Origin of the sequence: Bradyrhizobium iriomotense (assembly GCF_030160715.1) — a bacterium.
Lineage (GTDB): Bacteria > Pseudomonadota > Alphaproteobacteria > Rhizobiales > Xanthobacteraceae > Bradyrhizobium > Bradyrhizobium iriomotense.
In genome coordinates, this window is the sequence record NZ_BSOW01000010.1 from 256,470 (window position 1) to 273,611 (window position 17,142).

General features: G+C 60.5%; 20 protein-coding genes. All 20 read left to right on the top strand.

The window, feature by feature from the left end; all coding sequences use genetic code 11:
• Window positions 1-13 precede the first annotated feature (13 nt).
• The 20 genes from QQL28_RS16625 to QQL28_RS16720 all read left to right on the top strand — a co-directional run bounded on the left by QQL28_RS16625 (window position 14) and on the right by QQL28_RS16720 (window position 17,041).
• Window positions 14-1,288 (top strand): O-acetylhomoserine aminocarboxypropyltransferase/cysteine synthase family protein, encoded by a 1,275-nt coding sequence (locus tag QQL28_RS16625; RefSeq protein WP_284267122.1) that lies wholly within the window; start codon window positions 14-16, stop codon window positions 1,286-1,288.
• A 27-nt stretch (window positions 1,289-1,315) separates the two neighbouring features.
• Window positions 1,316-2,500 (top strand): homoserine O-succinyltransferase MetA, encoded by a 1,185-nt coding sequence (metA, locus tag QQL28_RS16630; RefSeq protein ID WP_284267123.1) that lies wholly within the window; start codon window positions 1,316-1,318, stop codon window positions 2,498-2,500.
• The gene (locus QQL28_RS16635) at window positions 2,484-2,888 is read left to right on the top strand and encodes a hypothetical protein (protein WP_284267124.1); all 405 of its coding nucleotides are present in this window, start codon (window positions 2,484-2,486) and stop codon (window positions 2,886-2,888) included. The genes metA and QQL28_RS16635 overlap by 17 nt, the downstream gene beginning before the upstream one ends.
• Before the next feature lie 28 nt (window positions 2,889-2,916).
• Window positions 2,917-3,804: a branched-chain amino acid aminotransferase gene (locus QQL28_RS16640; protein WP_284267125.1), complete on the top strand. Its 888-nt coding sequence runs from the start codon at window positions 2,917-2,919 to the stop codon at window positions 3,802-3,804.
• 331 nt (window positions 3,805-4,135) lie between these two features.
• Window positions 4,136-4,333 carry a hypothetical protein gene (locus QQL28_RS16645; protein ID WP_284267126.1) on the top strand — a complete coding sequence of 66 codons (198 nt, stop codon included), beginning with the start codon at window positions 4,136-4,138 and terminating at the stop codon, window positions 4,331-4,333.
• Between the two features lie 142 nt (window positions 4,334-4,475).
• Entirely contained in the window at window positions 4,476-4,685 is a 210-nt protein-coding gene (locus tag QQL28_RS16650; RefSeq protein WP_284267127.1) for a hypothetical protein, read from the top strand.
• A gap of 132 nt (window positions 4,686-4,817) precedes the next feature.
• Window positions 4,818-5,027: a hypothetical protein gene (locus QQL28_RS16655; protein ID WP_284267128.1), complete on the top strand. Its 210-nt coding sequence runs from the start codon at window positions 4,818-4,820 to the stop codon at window positions 5,025-5,027.
• A 101-nt stretch (window positions 5,028-5,128) separates the two neighbouring features.
• Complete coding sequence (locus QQL28_RS16660) at window positions 5,129-5,635, top strand: A24 family peptidase (RefSeq protein ID WP_284267129.1); 507 nt, start codon at window positions 5,129-5,131, stop codon at window positions 5,633-5,635.
• 1 nt (window position 5,636) lies between these two features.
• The gene (gene cpaB, locus QQL28_RS16665) at window positions 5,637-6,545 is read left to right on the top strand and encodes a Flp pilus assembly protein CpaB (RefSeq protein WP_284267130.1); all 909 of its coding nucleotides are present in this window, start codon (window positions 5,637-5,639) and stop codon (window positions 6,543-6,545) included.
• Between the two features lie 12 nt (window positions 6,546-6,557).
• A complete protein-coding gene (locus QQL28_RS16670) occupies window positions 6,558-7,757 on the top strand; it encodes a CpaE/TadZ family protein (protein ID WP_284267131.1) in 1,200 nt (399 codons plus the stop codon).
• The gene (locus tag QQL28_RS16675; protein ID WP_284267132.1) at window positions 7,754-9,136 is read left to right on the top strand and encodes a TadA family conjugal transfer-associated ATPase; all 1,383 of its coding nucleotides are present in this window, start codon (window positions 7,754-7,756) and stop codon (window positions 9,134-9,136) included. Before QQL28_RS16670 ends, QQL28_RS16675 begins: the two co-directional genes overlap by 4 nt.
• Window positions 9,136-10,065 (top strand): type II secretion system F family protein, encoded by a 930-nt coding sequence (locus QQL28_RS16680; protein WP_284267133.1) that lies wholly within the window; start codon window positions 9,136-9,138, stop codon window positions 10,063-10,065. Before QQL28_RS16675 ends, QQL28_RS16680 begins: the two co-directional genes overlap by 1 nt.
• Window positions 10,062-10,973, top strand: a complete 912-nt coding sequence (locus tag QQL28_RS16685) for a type II secretion system F family protein (protein WP_284267134.1) — start codon at window positions 10,062-10,064, stop codon at window positions 10,971-10,973. Before QQL28_RS16680 ends, QQL28_RS16685 begins: the two co-directional genes overlap by 4 nt.
• A 3-nt stretch (window positions 10,974-10,976) precedes the next feature.
• On the top strand, window positions 10,977-11,639 hold the full coding sequence (locus QQL28_RS16690) for a methyltransferase family protein (protein WP_284267135.1): 663 nt from the start codon (window positions 10,977-10,979) through the stop codon (window positions 11,637-11,639).
• 6 nt (window positions 11,640-11,645) lie between these two features.
• Entirely contained in the window at window positions 11,646-12,158 is a 513-nt protein-coding gene (locus QQL28_RS16695) for a hypothetical protein (protein WP_284267136.1), read from the top strand.
• An 8-nt stretch (window positions 12,159-12,166) separates the two neighbouring features.
• Window positions 12,167-13,534, top strand: coding sequence for a pilus assembly protein TadG-related protein (locus QQL28_RS16700; protein ID WP_284267137.1), 1,368 nt, complete (start codon window positions 12,167-12,169; stop codon window positions 13,532-13,534).
• Window positions 13,534-13,956, top strand: coding sequence for a TadE/TadG family type IV pilus assembly protein (locus QQL28_RS16705; protein WP_284267138.1), 423 nt, complete (start codon window positions 13,534-13,536; stop codon window positions 13,954-13,956). The genes QQL28_RS16700 and QQL28_RS16705 overlap by 1 nt, the downstream gene beginning before the upstream one ends.
• Window positions 13,957-14,349: 393 nt before the next feature.
• The gene (locus QQL28_RS16710) at window positions 14,350-16,005 is read left to right on the top strand and encodes a type II and III secretion system protein family protein (RefSeq protein ID WP_284267139.1); all 1,656 of its coding nucleotides are present in this window, start codon (window positions 14,350-14,352) and stop codon (window positions 16,003-16,005) included.
• 11 nt (window positions 16,006-16,016) lie between these two features.
• A complete protein-coding gene (locus QQL28_RS16715; protein ID WP_284267140.1) occupies window positions 16,017-16,424 on the top strand; it encodes a hypothetical protein in 408 nt (135 codons plus the stop codon).
• 80 nt (window positions 16,425-16,504) lie between these two features.
• Window positions 16,505-17,041: a tetratricopeptide repeat protein gene (locus QQL28_RS16720; protein WP_284267141.1), complete on the top strand. Its 537-nt coding sequence runs from the start codon at window positions 16,505-16,507 to the stop codon at window positions 17,039-17,041.
• Window positions 17,042-17,142 lie beyond the last annotated feature (101 nt).

Below are 17,142 nucleotides of genomic sequence, written 5' to 3' on the forward strand. Positions count from 1 at the left end.
AGGACCCTCTTCCATGAGACGAGAGACCATCGCCGTCCACGGCGGCTTCAAGGACGATCCGGCCACCAAGGCCGTCGCCGTACCGATCTATCAGACCGCCTCGTACGCATTCGACAGCGCCGATCATGGAGCCGCGCTCTTCAACCTTGAAGTGGACGGCTTCCGCTACACGCGGATCGGCAATCCGACCAATGCGGTGCTTGAGAGCCGCGTAGCCGCCTTGGAAGGAGGCATCGAGGCACTCAGCGTGGCCTGTGGTCAGGCCGCGGTGAACTACGCGGTCGTCAATATCGCGGAGATGGGCACCAACATCGTCTCGGTCCCGCAGCTCTACGGAACCACGCATACTCTGTTCGCGCACATCCTGCCGAGGCAGGGCATTACGGTCCGCTTTTCAGAAGACGACGGGCCGGCGAGCGTGGAAAGACTGATCGACGACGATACGAGGGCGGTGTTCTGCGAGAGCGTCGGAAATCCGGCCGGAAACGTCTGCGACATCGAAGCGATGGCCGAGGTCGCGCACCGGCACGGCGTGCCGCTGATCGTCGACAACACGGTGCCGACACCGATCCTGCTCCGGCCGATCGAATATGGCGCAGACATCGTCGTGGAGTCGCTGACGAAATTCATGGGCGGGCATGGCACTACGCTCGGTGGAATCATCGTCGACGGCGGCAGGTTCCCGTGGGCGGAGCATCGCCGGCGCTTCCCGATGATGAACGAGCCGGAGAAATCGTACCACGGGCTGGTCTTCGCTGAGCGCTACGGAGCTGCTGCGTACATTGCGCGTTGCCGCGCCGTGTCCCAGAGGACCACCGGCGCCGTCCTGGCGCCAATGAACGCTTTCCTGCTGCTCCAGGGCATCGAAAGCGTCGCGCTGCGGATCGAGCGGCACGTCGATAATGGCGAGAAGGTCGCGCAGTTCTTGCGCAATCACCGCGGTGTCGGGTGGGTGAATTATGCCGGCTTTCACGACAGCCCCTATTACGCGCTGACACAGAAATATCTGGGCGGCCGGGCGTGTTCGCTGCTGACTTTCGGCGTGGCTGGCGGCTTCGAGGCGGGCAAGCGGTTCTACGACGCGCTGAAGCTCTGCAAGCGGCTGGTCAATATTGGCGACGCGAAATCGCTCGCCTGCCACCCCGCATCGACCACGCATCGGCAAATGTCGCCCGGAGAGCAGGAGAAAGCCGGCGTGCGGCCCGAGATGATCAGGCTGAGCGTCGGGATCGAACATATCGACGACATCATCGCGGATCTCGATCAGGCCCTCGGTGCTGCGAATTGATGTTTCGTCAAACATGAAGGCATTCCGATGCCAGTTCTAATCGATATCGACTCCGACGACCACCATCTCTTTTTGCGAGCGCGGAGCGGAGCCGGCGCCGCTGTTGCGTCGCCGGCAAATCGGGTGGAGTGCCTCGACATCGGGCTCATCAACAATATGTCGGATGCTGCCTTGATGTCGACCGAGCGCCAGCTGTTCGACCTGCTTGATGCGGCGGCGGGACGCCTTTTCGTCAGGCTGCATTTCTACACGATGGAGGCGACCCCACGTCTGGAATGGGGGCGCGATTACGTGCGTCGATATTACCGTGGCATCGACGAGCTGCTGAGCCGGCGCCTGGACGGGATGATCGTGACGGGGGCCGAACCCAGAACCGCCAGCCTCTCGGACGAGCCATATTGGAACACGTTCGTTCAGGTCGCCGACTGGGCCAAGGAGAATACCGTGTCATCGGTGTTTTCCTGTCTGGCCGTCCATGGGGTCGTCCTGCATCTGGACGGCGTTGCGCGCCACAAGCTGCCTGCCAAATGCATCGGTGTCTTCGCCCAAACGAAGAAAAGAAATCATCCCCTGATGCACGACGTTCCGGCGACTTTCAGAATACCGCACGCTCGCTGGAACGGGGTGCAGGAGGAAACTCTCGAGAGTTGCGGATACTCCGTTCTCACAGAGTCGGCGGAGGCCGGCGTCGACTGCTTCGTCAAGCAGCAGAAGAACAGTCTTTTCGTTCATTTCCAAGGCCATCCGGAATACGAAACCCGGACCCTGCTGGGCGAATATAGAAGAGACATGGGTCGTTTCCTCCGCGGGGAGAACGAAGTCTGTCCGACGATACCGACAGGTTATTTCAACGAGGAGGCGGCAGAGATACTGATCGCTTTCCGACAGAAAGCCTTGTCCGACAGAAACCCGGAGCTTTTCGCCGATTTTCCAGCCGATCAAGCGGCGAAGGATCTCAGCAACGCCTGGCATCTGCCGGCCAAGCGCATATACCGCAACTGGTTGCAGTACATGATGTCGCAGCGAGTTGGACGTTCAAAGCCGTTGGGGACGCGAGAAGCGGCTCTCTCCGCAACCGGAATGCCGGCGCGTCGCCATGGACGCAAGTTGGTTGCCGCTCGATCCGCGCGCCTGGCGCGCTCGCCAAGCCTGATGACCAAGAGGCAGCCCGCTGTCAGCAGTGAGAGCTCGGATCATGATCCGATGCCGTGAAATAGGAACAGCCGATCTTGGCGCCATCGTCGATCTTCTGACATGCTGTTTTCCGATCCGCTCGCGCGACTACTGGATCGACGGACCACGGCGTCTGTCCGTGCGCGAGAGGCCCGCCAGTTTGCCGCGTTTCGGCTACATGCTCGAGCATGACCGGACGCCCGTCGGCGCTCCGTTGTCGATTCACACCGCACGGAAAGATGGCGGCCGTACCTCGATCGGCCACTTCCTGCTCTGGCGCGGCCGAATCTCCGTCGCTCTCGACGCCAACGGCCGCATGAAGGGCCTAGTCGGGCTCTACAGGGAACGCCGCAAATACTTCAAGGGTCCGCATCGCCCCAGGCTTGCCGATCTGTCGGATTCTGAACTGGCGATCTACGGACCATAACTCGGTCGTCCCAGAATGGAGGTTCGTCATGGTTCCCGACGCCAAGTCCGTCAGCCATTCGAGGACACTGACATTCTTCCAGGGCAAGTGGCACGAAGGAAACGTGCCGATCATGGGGCCGCGCACCCATGGGCTCTGGCTCGCATCGACCATCTTCGATGGCGGGCGTGCTTTTGAAGGCGTTACACCCGACCTCGATCGTCATTGCGCCCGCGTCAATCAATCTGCGGTCAACTTCGGGCTCAAGCCGATCGTCGATCTCGGCACGTGGCTCGGACTGGCGCGTGAAGGCATCGCCCGTTTCCCGGCCAATGCCGAACTCTACATCCGTCCGATGTACTGGCCGCAGAACGGCATCGGCGGCGGCGTGCTGTTCGATCCGGAAACGACGGACTGGTGCCTTTGCATCTACGACGCGCCGATCCCGCAGCCCGTCGGCAGCGCGATTACGCTGTCGCCGTTCCGCAGGCCGACCGCCGAATGCGCACCGGCCGATGTCAAGGCCTCCTGTCTTTACCCGAACAGCTCCCGTGCGCTCATGGAGGCCGCCTCGCGCGGCTTCCAGAATTGCCTGATGCTGGACATGCTCGGCAACGTCGCGGAGTTCGGCAATTCCAACGTGTTCATGGCGAAAGACGGCGTTGTCTATACGCCGGCGCCGAATGGCACCTTCCTGAACGGAATCACGCGGCAGCGCGTGATCGAACTTTTGCGCGATGACGGCACCACGGTGATTGAGGCAACGCTGCGCTACGCCGACTTCGTCACTGCGGACGAGATCTTTTCGACCGGCAATTTCGCCAAGGTCGCACCCGTGATCAGGATCGACGACCGGCAGCTCATGCCCGGGCGCTTTTATGCGCGTGCACGAAAGCTGTATTGGGACTTCGCCCACGGGGTGAAGCTCGCGGCGTGAGGGGGGATGTGCCGCTGAAGTGCCGGCGATTGGTCATCGCGGCGTCGCCCGTTGTCCATGGTACAGAATTACCGGATTCGGCAAATCAATATGATACCGTGCGCGCTGCAGGGAAGGCCGCCCTGCAAGCGAGAGTCGACGCTCCGCTTTGCGCCGTAAGACCCTACGCCATCGCAACAGGGCGACGTGTGGCTGGCTCTTGCAATCGGGAAAAATATCCAGTTGCGATGCAGGCATGCCTCCATCCTCTGCGCGTGTCCCATGCCCAGGCGCGTCGTCTACCTTGCCCTTGCCCCTTTCAGCTGCTCAACGCCGCCATGCAGAGCTCCGTATGTTTACGGTGAAGGGATTGTTCTCCCGGTGGTTAACGGCAGCCGACGCGCGCGTTCAAGGAGATTTGCAATCTTCATTTGTCATGCATGGCGACTTCCTCGCAGCGAATTTTTCGCCATTCCGTGAAGCTCTTACGCGCGTTGAGCGCAACGCGGCGAACACAAGAGCTCCGGCGCAAACACCTCAAAACAGTTGAGGTGGGAATATCCGGCAATTTCGGGCTACTCCCGGAAATCACAGCCGTCGTGATGATCGCCAGCTTATAAATACATCTGTCGGCACCGGCCTTTCTCTGCCGTCGATGTGCAAATTCATCTTCAAAGAAGGGATTTTCTCCTATGTTAACGTATTACATCAAGACCACGGAAGCCCTGAAGCGTCTGCGCGAGGACCAGGACGGCGTGGTGTCGTTCGAGTACATCATTGTCGCGGCTTGCATCATCGGCGCGGTGGTTGCTGCATTCGGTACCGGTACTGGTGGTGCAATCGCGACGGCGCTGACTGGCGGGATCGCCGCTATCACCGCTGCTTTCACTGCGGCCGTGTAACACAGGCATCTCGCCCCAGAGGGGGGCATGGGAATCTGCCCCCCACTTTATGCGGCCTGCATTCAAGAATTGGATTGCTCCCATAGCCTCGCTTCTGAACGTCCTGCCTTCGGGCAAAGAAGGATTCCTCCTATGTTGAGTTATTACGTTAAGTCTGTCGACGCATTGAAGCGTCTGCGCACGGACGAGGGCGGCGTGGTGTCGTTCGAGTACATTATTGTCGCGGCTTGCATCATCGGCGCAGTGTCTGCTGCGTTCGGTACCGGAGCTACTGGTGGTCTCGGGACCGCGCTGAGTGGCGCGCTCGCCGTTGTCACCGCCGCTTTCACTGCAGCCGTATAATGCAGACGTCTTGCTCCCTAAGGGCGGCATCGGAATCTGCCTCCCACTGTTTTTGAGGCATGTATTTGAACGTGCCCCGCTGTTTTTAAGGCGTGCGTTTGATGAGTTGGATTGTTTCCATAATCTCGTTTCTAGAAATCCTATTGTTGCTGTATGTCGCAACGATCGATGTTGCGACACGATTGATCCGAAATGAGATCTGCCTGGCTCTGGCGCTGCTCGGGATTGCGGGCCAATTGACCAGCCCGACGCACTTCGTCGAATCCCTGATATCAGCGACGATCCTGTTCTTGCTGCTGTTCATGATCTACCAGCGGGGACTGATCGGCGGCGGCGACGTCAAGTTGCTGGTTGCTTTGGCGATTGGTCTGCCGCTCACGGGCGTGATTCAGTTGTTGACCATCACCGCGCTGGCCGGCGGCGTTCTTGCCCTGGTGCATCTGATGATGCGCCTTCTGCCATATCCCAGGTTAGCGCCCGCCGGATCGTCGCTCGTACGCCGCGTCTACGCAGTGGAGCGTTGGCGCCATTTGCGACACGCACCGCTACCTTACGGGGTTGCGATAGCGTGCGGCGGCATCTGGACCATTTTCAGCAAAGGATTTTGACATGTCATCCGCTTTGCGTCTCTCAATCATCATGGTGTTTGTGCTCGCGACCGCTGCGCTCGGGCTTATCGCCTACAGCATGTACCCGCCGAAAGCACAGGCCCCTGTAGCACAGGTCACGGAGAATACTCCAGCGCCGGCGCCCACTGTCGGGTACTTTGTCGCGGCACACCCCCTACCGAGAGGGACACTGGCGCGCGATGAGGACTTCGAGGTACGCACGTCGCCGCCGGGTAGTGTTCCGACAGAGGCGATCCTTGATACGCCCGACGCCAAGATCGGACTTCGCGGATCTCTGGTTCGCAACTTCCTCGACACTGGTAATCCCGTCACACCGAAAGACATATTGCGCCCGCGAGAACGGGGGTTCCTCGCCAGCGTCCTGGCACCGGATACCCGTGCCATCAGCATCAACGTTGACGCTGCGTCTGGTGTCTCGGGCCTGATCTGGCCGGGTGACTATGTGGATGTCGTGTTGACCCTGGAGTCGACGACAGCGGCCGAGAAGATAAATCCAGACTACCAGCATGGCACGCTGAGCGAAACCGTCGCTCACAATGTTCGAATCGTCGCGATTGATCAGGAGATTGTGCAGGGTGGCCCAGCCAACAACGCCACGGCCGGCAAGGTAGCGCACACCGTATCGTTGCAGCTTGCGCCGGAGCAGGTCAAGAAAGTCACAGTCGCAGCAGCGCTCGGAAAGCTCTCCCTGGCCGTACGGTCAGCGGTCGATCGACAGGACACAGAAGACACGGCCGCGACGGTAGTGGTCTATGCGCGCAACTTCGGCACGAAATACTCGGTCAGAAGAGACGGTACGGAGAACACGCGCACGCTGTTGAGCGGCGATGTGTCGTCGGGAGTTGCCCCGTCAACGCCGGTCGCTTCGGTCGCATCTTCACGTCGGTAAGGGGAGGTAGTGGTGATCGCTAACATGGCAGCAGTTAGTCCGACTGAAGAGGCCGCGTCTGTTGTAACGCGCGACCGGATCGTCTGTTTCGTAGATGACGAGCTTAGTGCCGCGACTCTGCGCAAAGGCCTCGAAGGCAGCAATCTATCGATCAGGCGCGGCACGATCCGCAATGCCATACGGATGCTCGAAACTGACACCGAGTTGTTCGCGTTGGTGACGGACATCAGCGGCATCGATGATCCATTTACCGAACTGGAAAGGTTGGCCGGCGTCTGTCCACCCGATGTCCGGGTGGCTCTGATCGGCGAGAGCAGGGAGATCACCTTCTACCGCGAGCTGATGGAAATGGGTTTGACGGAGTATCTTCCGAGGCCGCTCACGCGCGACATGGTGCTGGACAAGCTGCGTCCGAAGTTACTCGGCGACGTGGCGCCCGGTCCCGATCGTGGCGGGCATGTGATCTCGATCTGCGGTGCGCAGGGTGGCGCCGGAGCAACGAGCATTGCCATCAACCTGGCGCTCCAGGTGGCCGAAACCACGAAGGCGAAGGTCGCGCTGCTCGACCTTCATCTGCAAGGTGGCGAAGCAGCCGTGATGTTGGGCGTTCAGCCTGGACCAGGGCTGCGCATTGCTCTCGAAAACCCGATGCGGGCCGACACGTTGTTCCTCGAACGCGCGGCAATTGATGTCAACGAGCGAGTTTGCCTGATTTCCGCCGATGAGGAATTGGACGCGCAACTCGACATCACTGAGGCGGGCGTGAGACACGTGCTCGGTCTGCTCCGGCAGCGGTTCAATTACATCGTCGTCGATGTACCCGTCCCGTTTCCGCCCTCAATCTATCCGGTGATCAATCTTTCGCGTCACGTGATGGTGCTGCTGGAGGCCGAGGTGACCGGACTTCGCAATGCCCATGCACTCCGCACCGCCGTCACCAATATCGCCGGCAAGGATCGAGTTTTTACCTTGCTTAATCGTGCCGATCGTGCCGGAGGACTTCCCAAGGCAACGATTGTCAAGGCCCTGGGCGCAGAACCGGACATGGTGATTCCCGATCTCGGGAAGGGGATGACCCAGGCGGTCAATCTCGGAATTCCGGCTCTCAAGCACGTATCGGGACTGCGGCGTCACCTTGCTCCGATTGTACGGGAGATCACGGGGGTCGGCGCCGAACGGAAGGGACGGCTGAGGAGGCTGCTCGGGCTATGAAAAAGTTTGGTAGGCGCGAAGACGACACGCCAGCTCGTTTGCCTGCATTGACGCCAAACTTGCCTGCGTCGACGCCGAGCTTGCCGGTATCTACGCCAAGGCGCGATGAGCCTTCTACCCAGCGGCCGGTGATGCCAGCTTCGCTGCGCGAACGGGTCATCGAGCAGATTGAGCCGTCAGTGGCCGCGACTGTTACGCGCGATGTTCTCCGGCGGCAGATCGAGGAAATCATCCACGGCATCGCCAACGAGGAACGGCTCGAGCTGTCGGGCCGCGAGCAGCTTCAGCTGGCGGACGAGATTGCGGACGACATGACCGGCTACGGGCCGCTCCGCCCGCTTCTGCTGGATCAATCGATCAACGACATCATGGTCAACGGGCCGAGCAATATCTATGTCGAGCGCAGCGGCAAGCTGGAGCGGGTCGCGGTGCGGTTCCGCGACAACGATCACATCGCGTCGGTCGCGCAGAAAATTGCTGCGCAGGTCGGGCGCCGCGTCGACGAATCCAGTCCGATGGTGGATTGCCGCTTGCCGGACGGCAGCCGCGTCAACATCATCTTCCCGCCGCTCGCGATCCACAGTCCCTGCATATCGATCCGAAAGTTTCCGAGCCGCCGTTTGGACATGGCCGGGATGGTTCAGAACGGGTCGGTGACCGCGGCGATGGGACAATTGCTGGAGATCGCCGCCCGATCCCGGCTGAATGTTCTGGTCTCCGGCGGTACCGGTTCCGGCAAGACGACGCTGCTCAACGCGCTGAGCCAGTTCATCGATCACAGTGAACGCATCGTCACCATCGAGGATGCCGCCGAGCTGCAGCTTCAGCAGCCGCATGTGATCAGCCTGGAGACCCGGCCTCCCAGCCTCGAAGGCACGGGGCAGGTGACACAACGCGACCTGGTGTGGAATGCGCTGCGAATGCGTCCGGACCGGATCGTCGTCGGCGAGGTGCGCGGCGCCGAGGCGTTCGACATGCTGCAGGCGATGAACACCGGCCATGACGGTTCGATCTCCACGGTGCACGCCAACAGTGCCCGCGACGCGATGACCCGCATCGAAAACATGGTGCAGATGGGGCAGCCAAATCTGCCGCTGCGGGCGATCAGGTCCCAGATCGTCGCTGCGCTGGATCTGATCGTGCAAGTCGAGCGCATGCGGGATGGACAACGTCGCGTCGTCCAGATTTCCGAAGTGATCGGGCTGGAAGGCGATGTGATCACGACCAACGACATCGCGGCGTTCGAGTACGAACAGGAGGATGCTCACGGGCGGATATCGGGCTCCTACAGGTCCACCCACGCGGTCCCGAAATTCAAGAGCCGTCTTGTCTATTTTGGGCTCGATCGGGCCTGGGCCGAAGCCATGAGGCAGCTGTGATGCCGGAGTTCCTGACCACGATTGACCTGGTGCTCCTGGTATGCGCGGCAGCTATGACGCTGTGGCTCGACGCGGCACAGCGACGCATCGATCGGCAGGTAGCAAAAGCTCTGCCGGTTTCAGATCAAGCGACACTGCCCTCCATTCGTCGTTTGGAGGCCGGATCCCGATGGCCGCTGTTCTTCCGCTTGATCGATTACAAGCCCGGGATCGACTACGCTTTCCAACCCGCCTATGTGGTATTTGCCGGCGCGATTGCCGCGGCTGCAATCCTGTATGCCAATAGCCTGCTGCAATTCTCCAACGTCTATGGGTATCTGGCGGCGGCAATTGTAGGGCTCCTGATGGTGCGGGGCCTGTTTGGCTGGCAACGACGTCGTCTCGCCAATCAACTGTTTCGACAGCTTCCTGACACGATTCAGCTGGTGACAAGCACCGTTCGATCCGGGCTGCCGGTGACCGAAGCATTTCGCACCATTGCGCGCGAGATGCCGCAACCGACAGCCGGGCAGTTCGCCGTCGTATGCACCGAAGTGAGTCTGGGAAGACCTCCCGAGGAGGCCATCGAAGCCATCTATCGGCGAACGCAAGTGACGGAATATGGAATCTTCGCGGTCACCCTTGCGGTTCAGCTGAAGTCGGGCGGCAACTTGACCGAAACCTTGCAGACACTGGGCGATACGGTGAGGCAGCGCGTTGCGCTGGCTGCTCGCGCGAAGGCGCTGGCCGGAGAGGTGATCTTTTCCTCACGCGCGCTGTCGGTGTCGCCCGTGATTGTGGGTGGGTTGCTGTACCTGATCAATCCGCAGACCGTCGATCTGCTGATCTATGATCCGACGGGAAACAGGCTTCTGGCCTACGCCGCAGCCTCGGTGATCATCGGATCTCTCGTCATACGTTGGATGGTCAGAAGGGAAACAGAACTATGACCCTTGGTCTCAGTCTGGTGGCCCTCGCGATCGCACTTGCGGCCGTGACCGCGGTCCTGATGATCCACGAGCTGCACATTCGGGCGTTGAACGTGCGGGTATCAAACGCCGTGCTCGGCGTTCCCAGTCGGTCGGCGTCCTTCCGGGATGTGACCGGTTGGCTTTCGTCGCTCGGCACGCGGTATCGGCGCTTTTACTCCGCGGAAAATCTGGACCAGCTCCGGACAATCGTTCAATCGTCGGGTTTGAATCCTCATCGCACCATGTCGATCTGGATCGGCCTCAAGACCGTCAGCATGTTCTTGTTTCCGGTCACTGCGTTGCTCGTTGGACAGCTTCTTGGCAAGCCGCTGAGCGATGTGCTGATCTTCAGCCTCATCGGCGTGGTGATCGGAATCATGGGGCCGCGGTTGATCCTGCTGGTGCTGAGACGGCGTTTCAATGCCGCCATCCGGCAAGGCACGCCTGACATGATCGACTTGCTGGTCGTCTGCAGCGAAGCGGGAATGGGCCTGGAGAGCGCGCTGGAACGCGTGGCGGAAGAAATGAACCAGACCAATCCTGCCATGGCCCGGGTCCTGTACGGACTTCTTGATGACTTGCGGATATTGCCAAATCGCAGCGAGGCTTTCGAGAAAATGGCGTTGACCTCGGAGGGGCTCCGGCGGTTCGGCACCATGGTCAGCCAGAGCCTCCAATACGGAACGCCGCTGGGTCAGGCGCTGCGCAGTATCGCCATCGACCTCCGGCGAGAACGCATTACCAATTTGGAGGAAAGAGCGCACAAGCTCGGCGCCAAGCTGACCATTCCGATGGTGCTGTTCCTGCTTCCGGCCATGTTCGTCATCCTGGGCGGCAGTCCGTTTCTGCACCTCGTGCGCACATTCTCAAGCATCTCGGTGAAGTAAGCCATGAACACGCTGATCCTGTCGAAGAACCGGTCGCTGTCGAAGAGCCGGCCCTATGAGTGGACGATGCAATTGCTCGGCAGCATGTGGTTCATGTTGCTGGCACTCTGCGTCGCCATCAGAGTTGGATCATTTGCCGATCCCTGGCCATCGCTGCTGTCGAGTTTTTGCCTGGCTATCTTCTACATGCTGCTGGCACTGCTGATCCTGACGAGATCACCGGCAAAGGCGCATGCGGATGGGATCATGCCGAGAATAGCTGCATTCGTCGGCTCCTATATGCCGTGGACGATCTCCTTCTTCGGCAAGACCGACGAGGCGTTGCCGAACCTGCTGTCGACCGGCTGCGTGCTGATCGGCCTGGTCATGATGCTTGTCACGATCCGGCACCTGGGGCGGTCGTTCAGCCTGGTGCCGCAGGCGCGCTCAGTTGTGCAGACCGGTCCCTACCGCTGGATCAAGCACCCGCTCTACTTCGCGGAGGAAATCGTGATCGTGGGTGTCGTGCTGCAATACCTGACGCCGGTCACGGTGCTCGTGCTGGTCCTGCACATCGGCGTCCAAGTCTGCCGGATTCTCTACGAAGAGGATCTGCTTCGGCGCACTTGCCCGGAGTATTCCAGCTACGAAGCATCGCGCTGGAGATTGGTCCCGTATGTTTGGTGAGCGGCTATGCGTGGGCGAACTGACATCATTCAAATTGCTCGGACTCGGAGCCGGCATCCGAACGTGCTAGGTGCTCGTCGCGGCGGGCGCGCGAGCCATAAAAAATCTCTCGTCGCCGATCAACGCGGCGCCGTCGCGTTTGAGACAATGTTCGTCTACGCGTTGATAGTGGCGTTTCTGCTGATGCCGCTCGCCGATGTGGCTGCCGCGGGCTTCCGGTTTATCTCCGCGTGGTCGGCCCTGCGATCCTTCGGGCAATACATCCAGTACAAGACTCCGCTCGGTGCCGACGGCTCGGTGAACTGGGGGACAGGCCTACAGACAACGGTCAATGGCTATACGATCAGCAACATCCAGGTTTGGTGTGGAAGCAGTGTGTGCTCCTCAGGCAACCTTACCCAGATCCCCAAATACTTCACGTTTTCGACGACTGTCACTCTGGCTCCGATCGTGTGGAGACCGGTGCTGTGTCCCAGTTCTTGTACGTACACGCTGTCTCACTCAGAACGCTTCCAGTAGGTGTTCCCATGCGTAATCTTCTCCGTTCGCAACGAGGCTCAGCCGCATTCGCAACGGTCCTCGCCCTCGTGCCGCTCATCGGAGCGGTTGCGCTCGGGGCCGAGGCCGGGTCGTGGTACGTCACCAGGCAGCAAGGGCAGAACGCCGCCGACGCGGCGGCCTACGCGGGCGCCTTGCGGCTTTCCTGCACGATTGCCGGTGCGACCTGCGAAACATCATCAGTGGATTATCGGAGCAGGCAATTCGCGGCGCAGAACACGTTCTGCAACTCCGGCGATTCCTATCCGGGCTGCGCGACCAGCCTTCCGAGCCGAATTTCGCGGGCCGTGCAAGTCGATATCGGTAATTACAGCTCGGGCACGTTCACGACGCCGGCTGTGGGCATCGGTAACGCCGTTCGCGTCAGGGTCAGCCAGCAACAGCCGGCCTATTTGGCGGCGGTGTTGGGGGCAACCAACCCCGTCAACATCCCCGCCCAGGCCATTGCTATGGTTCAGAACCCGAGCAAAGTGTGCGGCCTGGCGCTTGGTCCTGATCCGAACGGTGGTGGGGCGCTGAAAATTGCTGGCAATGTCACCAACAACGGCACGGGTTGCCCCCTGATGTCGGACGCGAGTGTCCAGCTTGCCAGCACGCCATCTTTCACCGGTCCGGGGTGGGGCGTCTATGGTGCAACTGGCTGTAGTCCAACAGGCACCTGTGGCGCTGTCAGCGTAACGCACAACTACTTCATGCCTCTTGCGACGGACCCTCTACAGGGGCTGCAGACTGCGTCGTTCAACACGAGGACCGGCAATACCAACAGCAATTCTACAAAGGTGACATGCCCCGCCACCAACCCCCTCACGAACCAACCATACCCCAACGGCAGCAAGTGCTATAACCTCCCGCCCAACACCGGCAGCGGCGCGTATAGCGGGAATTTCAACTGGGGCAACCAGGACTATGTGACGTTTACCGGGTCAGGGACGTATTTCTTCTACAATGCATCGATAAACATCACTGGCGCGACCGTCACGGGCGCGGCTGTCAACATCGTGTTGCTCGGTACTTCGAGCCTCACGATCAATGGCGGCAATGTCAATCTCACCGCCTACGCCAACAACACGACATACCCTGCTCTGGATGGGGTTCTGATTGACGATCAAACGACCGCGAACGTCAACATTGGCGGCAATGGCGTGATCAAGCTCGCGGGCGCGATGTACTTCCCCAAAGCAGATGTGTCGTACGGCGGGACGACCCAACCCACCAATTCGACCTGTTCGCAAGTGATTGCCAAGACGCTTAACATGACCGGTAGTGCTTACCTGAGCACCGATTCATGTCTTCCGTCCACGATCGCCTACACCCAAGTCGTCGCCTTGGTGCAGTGATGAGAAAACTCAACAATCGCGGCATGGCGTCGTTCGAATTGATCTTTATCTTCGTGCCGCTTTTCACGTTGATCTTCGCGATTTTCGATTTGGCGCGCTATGCGATCACCATGCAGTCGTTACGCACGCTCTCGAGCGCCGGCGCGCGGGCGATGATGATCCAGTGCTACACGCCTGCCATAACCGGTTTGACACCTGGCATATCGCCCTCGAGCTGCACCGGTAACTACCTGTCTGCCACGCAGAAGCAGGCTGCTGCCCCCTTCCTGTACAGGAATGGTAGTTCCGCACCGACAGTCAGCATCACTTCGGGATCGGGTAAACTGACGGTGACGGCCTCGCAGGCCGGCTTCGCCATGGTGATGCCTATCTGGGGCGCATCATTGAACGCGCCGAGCGCGTCCACCACGATTCCTTTTTAGTGGTAGCGGGCAACCACTCTGCGATGCGTGCGGATTTCGGGAAGCGGGTCCCACTTGTCCGAACGGATCTTCAGAAAATCGATAGGGAACTTGCCAGGCGAAGCGGCAGCAGCGGGAACTCGTCCGCGGTTCCGCTGCGGGATAGTTCGAGCAGCAGAAAAAGTGGTGCTCGCTGGCAACATCGGAAAGTTTTCTCTGCACTTGCCGCAGTGCGATAAGCGTCTCTTGTTGCAAGGAGGCGGCATGAGGGAAATGATCTCGGAAATACGAAGTAACGATTTGTAATCTGACAGATTGTAATCTCTCCGACGTGGTGCGCGGAGGGGAACTCTAAGGGGACATCGAGTGCGTAGATTTGCGGGGGCAGCCGCGGATCGCAGCGGGGGGACTCGAATGGGTGGCGGTCGCGTTGCGGGTAATTCGGTAGGGAGGCTTCGCGCCTTCGGCGTGATGGCTCTTGGCGCGGCGCTCGCCGTGTTCGGGCCCGCTGGCCGCGTGGAGGCCGCGGAGCGAGGCTCCGGCGGCGTCTTCGTCAGCGAAATGAACGACGTCCAGCGGGTCAAGGTGGTCGTCAACAAGTCGCGCACCTTCAAGGTCGACACGCCGTTTGCGACGATCGTCGCGGGCTCGCCTGACATCGTCGACGTGAAGTCGCTGAGCGATCGCATGATCTACGTCCAGGGCAAGCAGACCGGCACCACCAACGTTATCCTGTTCGACTCGTCGATGAAGCAGATCGGGATCCTCGACGTCGAGGTCGTGATCGATACCGGTAATCTGCAGCAGAACATCCGGGCCGGCACCGGGATGCAAGGCATTCGCGTCTCGGCCTCCGAAGGGCAGGTGGTGCTCAGCGGAACCGCCACCGATGCGGTTGCGGCTGAGCGGGCCATGGCGATTGCCACCGGCAGCGTTGCGAAGGGCGGTACCGTGGTCAACGCGATGAGCGTCGCGGCGCCACAGCAGGTGATGCTCGAGGTGCGCTTTCTCGAAGTGAATCGGGACGCCGGTCGCAACCTGGGCGTCAACCTTTATGCGGCGAATGCCAATGGGACGAATGTAGGGAATTCGGGACTTGGCAATTTGAATACCGCAGCCGGCCGAACACCGATTGGTGGTATTAACACCGCCAACGGTCCCCTCGGTACTGGCGGGGGCGCTGTCGGTTCCCCTCCGACGGGTAGCCTTCCGCTACTCGGAACCGTCGGGACGCTCGTCGGCACCGCAGGTGGTCTGGCACCTACACCATTCGGGAGCTTGTTGACCAGCATCGTTCGGACGTCCAACGGCGGCTCGATCGACCTGCTGATCTCTGCTTTGGAAACCAAAGGATTGGCTCGCCGCTTAGCGGAGCCAAACTTGACCACGCTTTCCGGCGATGCCGCTCGCTTCCTGGCGGGCGGCGAGTTCCCCGTACCGGTCGCCTCGACGGCGGTCGCGGGTGCTCTGCCGACCGTAACCATCGAATTCAAGAAGTTCGGCGTCGAACTTGCGTTCGTGCCCACCGTTCTCTCGCGCGGTGTGATCAACCTTCGGGTCGAGCCGTCGGTCAGCGAGCTTGATTTCTCCAATGCGGTGCAGATTGCGGGGACGATCGTTCCGGCGCTGACCCGCCGCGACGCGCGCACCACGGTCGAGTTGCGCGACGGTCAGAGCTTTGCCATCGCCGGCCTGCTGCAGACTCGTAACCGGCAGGACGTTTCGCAATTGCCCTGGATCGGCTCGGTGCCAGTGATCGGAACCTTGTTCAGCAGCAAGTCGTACCAGCAGCAGGAAACGGATCTGGTCATTATCGTGACGCCGCGCCTGGTTGCGCCGGCGGCGCCCGGTCAGCAACTGGCCTCTCCGCTCGACTCCCGCCTTCCGGCCAACGACGTCGATTTCTTCCTCAATGGTCAGATGGAAGTCCGCAAGCGTTACGATGACTACGTCAATTCCGGTGGCGACGTGAAGGGGCCGTACGGCCACATCATCGCTCCCGAGGTCAGGGCGCCAGTTGCGGCACCGGCTGCCGCTGCCAACCAGCCGGTCGTAAAGACCCTGAACTAGAGGAGCGAGAGATGACCATCAGGTATCTGGTTCTGTTCGCGCCCTTCCTGCTCGGCGGATGCTACGGGCTCGCCGGTCATGACGAGATGGACCGCTACGTCCAGCGTTCCGACACCATCACGATGAGCGCCGGCAACGCCAAAGAGGTCAACGCCGTCACTCATACGATCCATCCATGGCCGCGAAACGTCGGTGATCGCAGGATCGCATACGACGCTCGGCGCGTCGGTGCCGCCGTCACACGCTATGGCAATACAACACGTCCGGTGGATCAGCTTCCCGATATCGGACCGGCGACGGAAGCGATGGGCCAGCGGCCTCCCACCAACCAGAATATCAACATAGAAGGATTGCCGCCTGGATCGAACGCCGGCGTATCGGTGCCGGTCGGGGGAGCCGGCGTAGCGCCGGGCAGATGAAGGAGCCAGGGGGCCTTGGCTTTGGATAATTCAACGATGATATTTCAATGCGTCCGCTGAGCCGGGCGGGGACAACGATTATGCGGCGCATCTTCTTAATGCTGACCTGTTGCTTGTTGGGGACGGGCCTTGCGGCGTGTGACTACACGACGAGGGAGGCCGCCATCGTCGCCCCCGTGGATCCGCCAGGCGGCGACCCCGTGCAGGAGCCGACCGACGTCAAATACTATCCGTCTGACGAACCCGTCCGGGTGGGGCTCGAGCATTTCAACCGCGGCAGTTACGGGCTTTCCCAGCGCTATTTCAGGGACGCCGTCGAGAAATCGCCGAAGGACGTGACGGCCTGGATCGGGCTCGCGGCAAGCTATGATCGCCTGCGTCGTTTTGACCTGGCTGATCAGGCCTATGCCCATGCGATCAAGCTTACGGGCGAAACGGTTCAAATCCTGAATGACCAGGGATACTCGTACATGCTGCGCGGCAATTTGAGCGCGGCGCGGCGGAAGTTTGAGAAGGCCTATTCCCTCGATCCAGGCAACCCGGTGATCGCCAACAACCTCGAGCTTCTCAACGGCAGTCGCAGGTTCATCGAAAGGCCGCCGAATAATCAGCCGTAGCTACTAAAGCGTGATGGCATTAAGTTCGATAACCTGAATTTTTGAGGTAGTTGGCGCATTCCTCGGATGTGAAGGCATCGAGTGCGTGGCCGATTGCGGCG

What these genes read in the sequence shown, in the direction of transcription:
- QQL28_RS16625 (WP_284267122.1), top strand. Translation starts at nt 14, where the DNA reads ATGAGACGAGAGACCATCGCCGTCCACGGCGGCTTCAAGGACGATCCG.
- metA (WP_284267123.1), top strand. Translation starts at nt 1,316, where the DNA reads ATGCCAGTTCTAATCGATATCGACTCCGACGACCACCATCTCTTTTTG.
- QQL28_RS16635 (WP_284267124.1), top strand. Translation starts at nt 2,484, where the DNA reads ATGATCCGATGCCGTGAAATAGGAACAGCCGATCTTGGCGCCATCGTC.
- QQL28_RS16640 (WP_284267125.1), top strand. Translation starts at nt 2,917, where the DNA reads ATGGTTCCCGACGCCAAGTCCGTCAGCCATTCGAGGACACTGACATTC.
- QQL28_RS16645 (WP_284267126.1), top strand. Translation starts at nt 4,136, where the DNA reads ATGTTTACGGTGAAGGGATTGTTCTCCCGGTGGTTAACGGCAGCCGAC.
- QQL28_RS16650 (WP_284267127.1), top strand. Translation starts at nt 4,476, where the DNA reads ATGTTAACGTATTACATCAAGACCACGGAAGCCCTGAAGCGTCTGCGC.
- QQL28_RS16655 (WP_284267128.1), top strand. Translation starts at nt 4,818, where the DNA reads ATGTTGAGTTATTACGTTAAGTCTGTCGACGCATTGAAGCGTCTGCGC.
- QQL28_RS16660 (WP_284267129.1), top strand. Translation starts at nt 5,129, where the DNA reads ATGAGTTGGATTGTTTCCATAATCTCGTTTCTAGAAATCCTATTGTTG.
- cpaB (WP_284267130.1), top strand. Translation starts at nt 5,637, where the DNA reads ATGTCATCCGCTTTGCGTCTCTCAATCATCATGGTGTTTGTGCTCGCG.
- QQL28_RS16675 (WP_284267132.1), top strand. Translation starts at nt 7,754, where the DNA reads ATGAAAAAGTTTGGTAGGCGCGAAGACGACACGCCAGCTCGTTTGCCT.
- QQL28_RS16680 (WP_284267133.1), top strand. Translation starts at nt 9,136, where the DNA reads ATGCCGGAGTTCCTGACCACGATTGACCTGGTGCTCCTGGTATGCGCG.
- QQL28_RS16685 (WP_284267134.1), top strand. Translation starts at nt 10,062, where the DNA reads ATGACCCTTGGTCTCAGTCTGGTGGCCCTCGCGATCGCACTTGCGGCC.
- QQL28_RS16690 (WP_284267135.1), top strand. Translation starts at nt 10,977, where the DNA reads ATGAACACGCTGATCCTGTCGAAGAACCGGTCGCTGTCGAAGAGCCGG.
- QQL28_RS16695 (WP_284267136.1), top strand. Translation starts at nt 11,646, where the DNA reads ATGCGTGGGCGAACTGACATCATTCAAATTGCTCGGACTCGGAGCCGG.
- QQL28_RS16700 (WP_284267137.1), top strand. Translation starts at nt 12,167, where the DNA reads ATGCGTAATCTTCTCCGTTCGCAACGAGGCTCAGCCGCATTCGCAACG.
- QQL28_RS16705 (WP_284267138.1), top strand. Translation starts at nt 13,534, where the DNA reads ATGAGAAAACTCAACAATCGCGGCATGGCGTCGTTCGAATTGATCTTT.
- QQL28_RS16710 (WP_284267139.1), top strand. Translation starts at nt 14,350, where the DNA reads ATGGGTGGCGGTCGCGTTGCGGGTAATTCGGTAGGGAGGCTTCGCGCC.
- QQL28_RS16715 (WP_284267140.1), top strand. Translation starts at nt 16,017, where the DNA reads ATGACCATCAGGTATCTGGTTCTGTTCGCGCCCTTCCTGCTCGGCGGA.
- QQL28_RS16720 (WP_284267141.1), top strand. Translation starts at nt 16,505, where the DNA reads ATGCGGCGCATCTTCTTAATGCTGACCTGTTGCTTGTTGGGGACGGGC.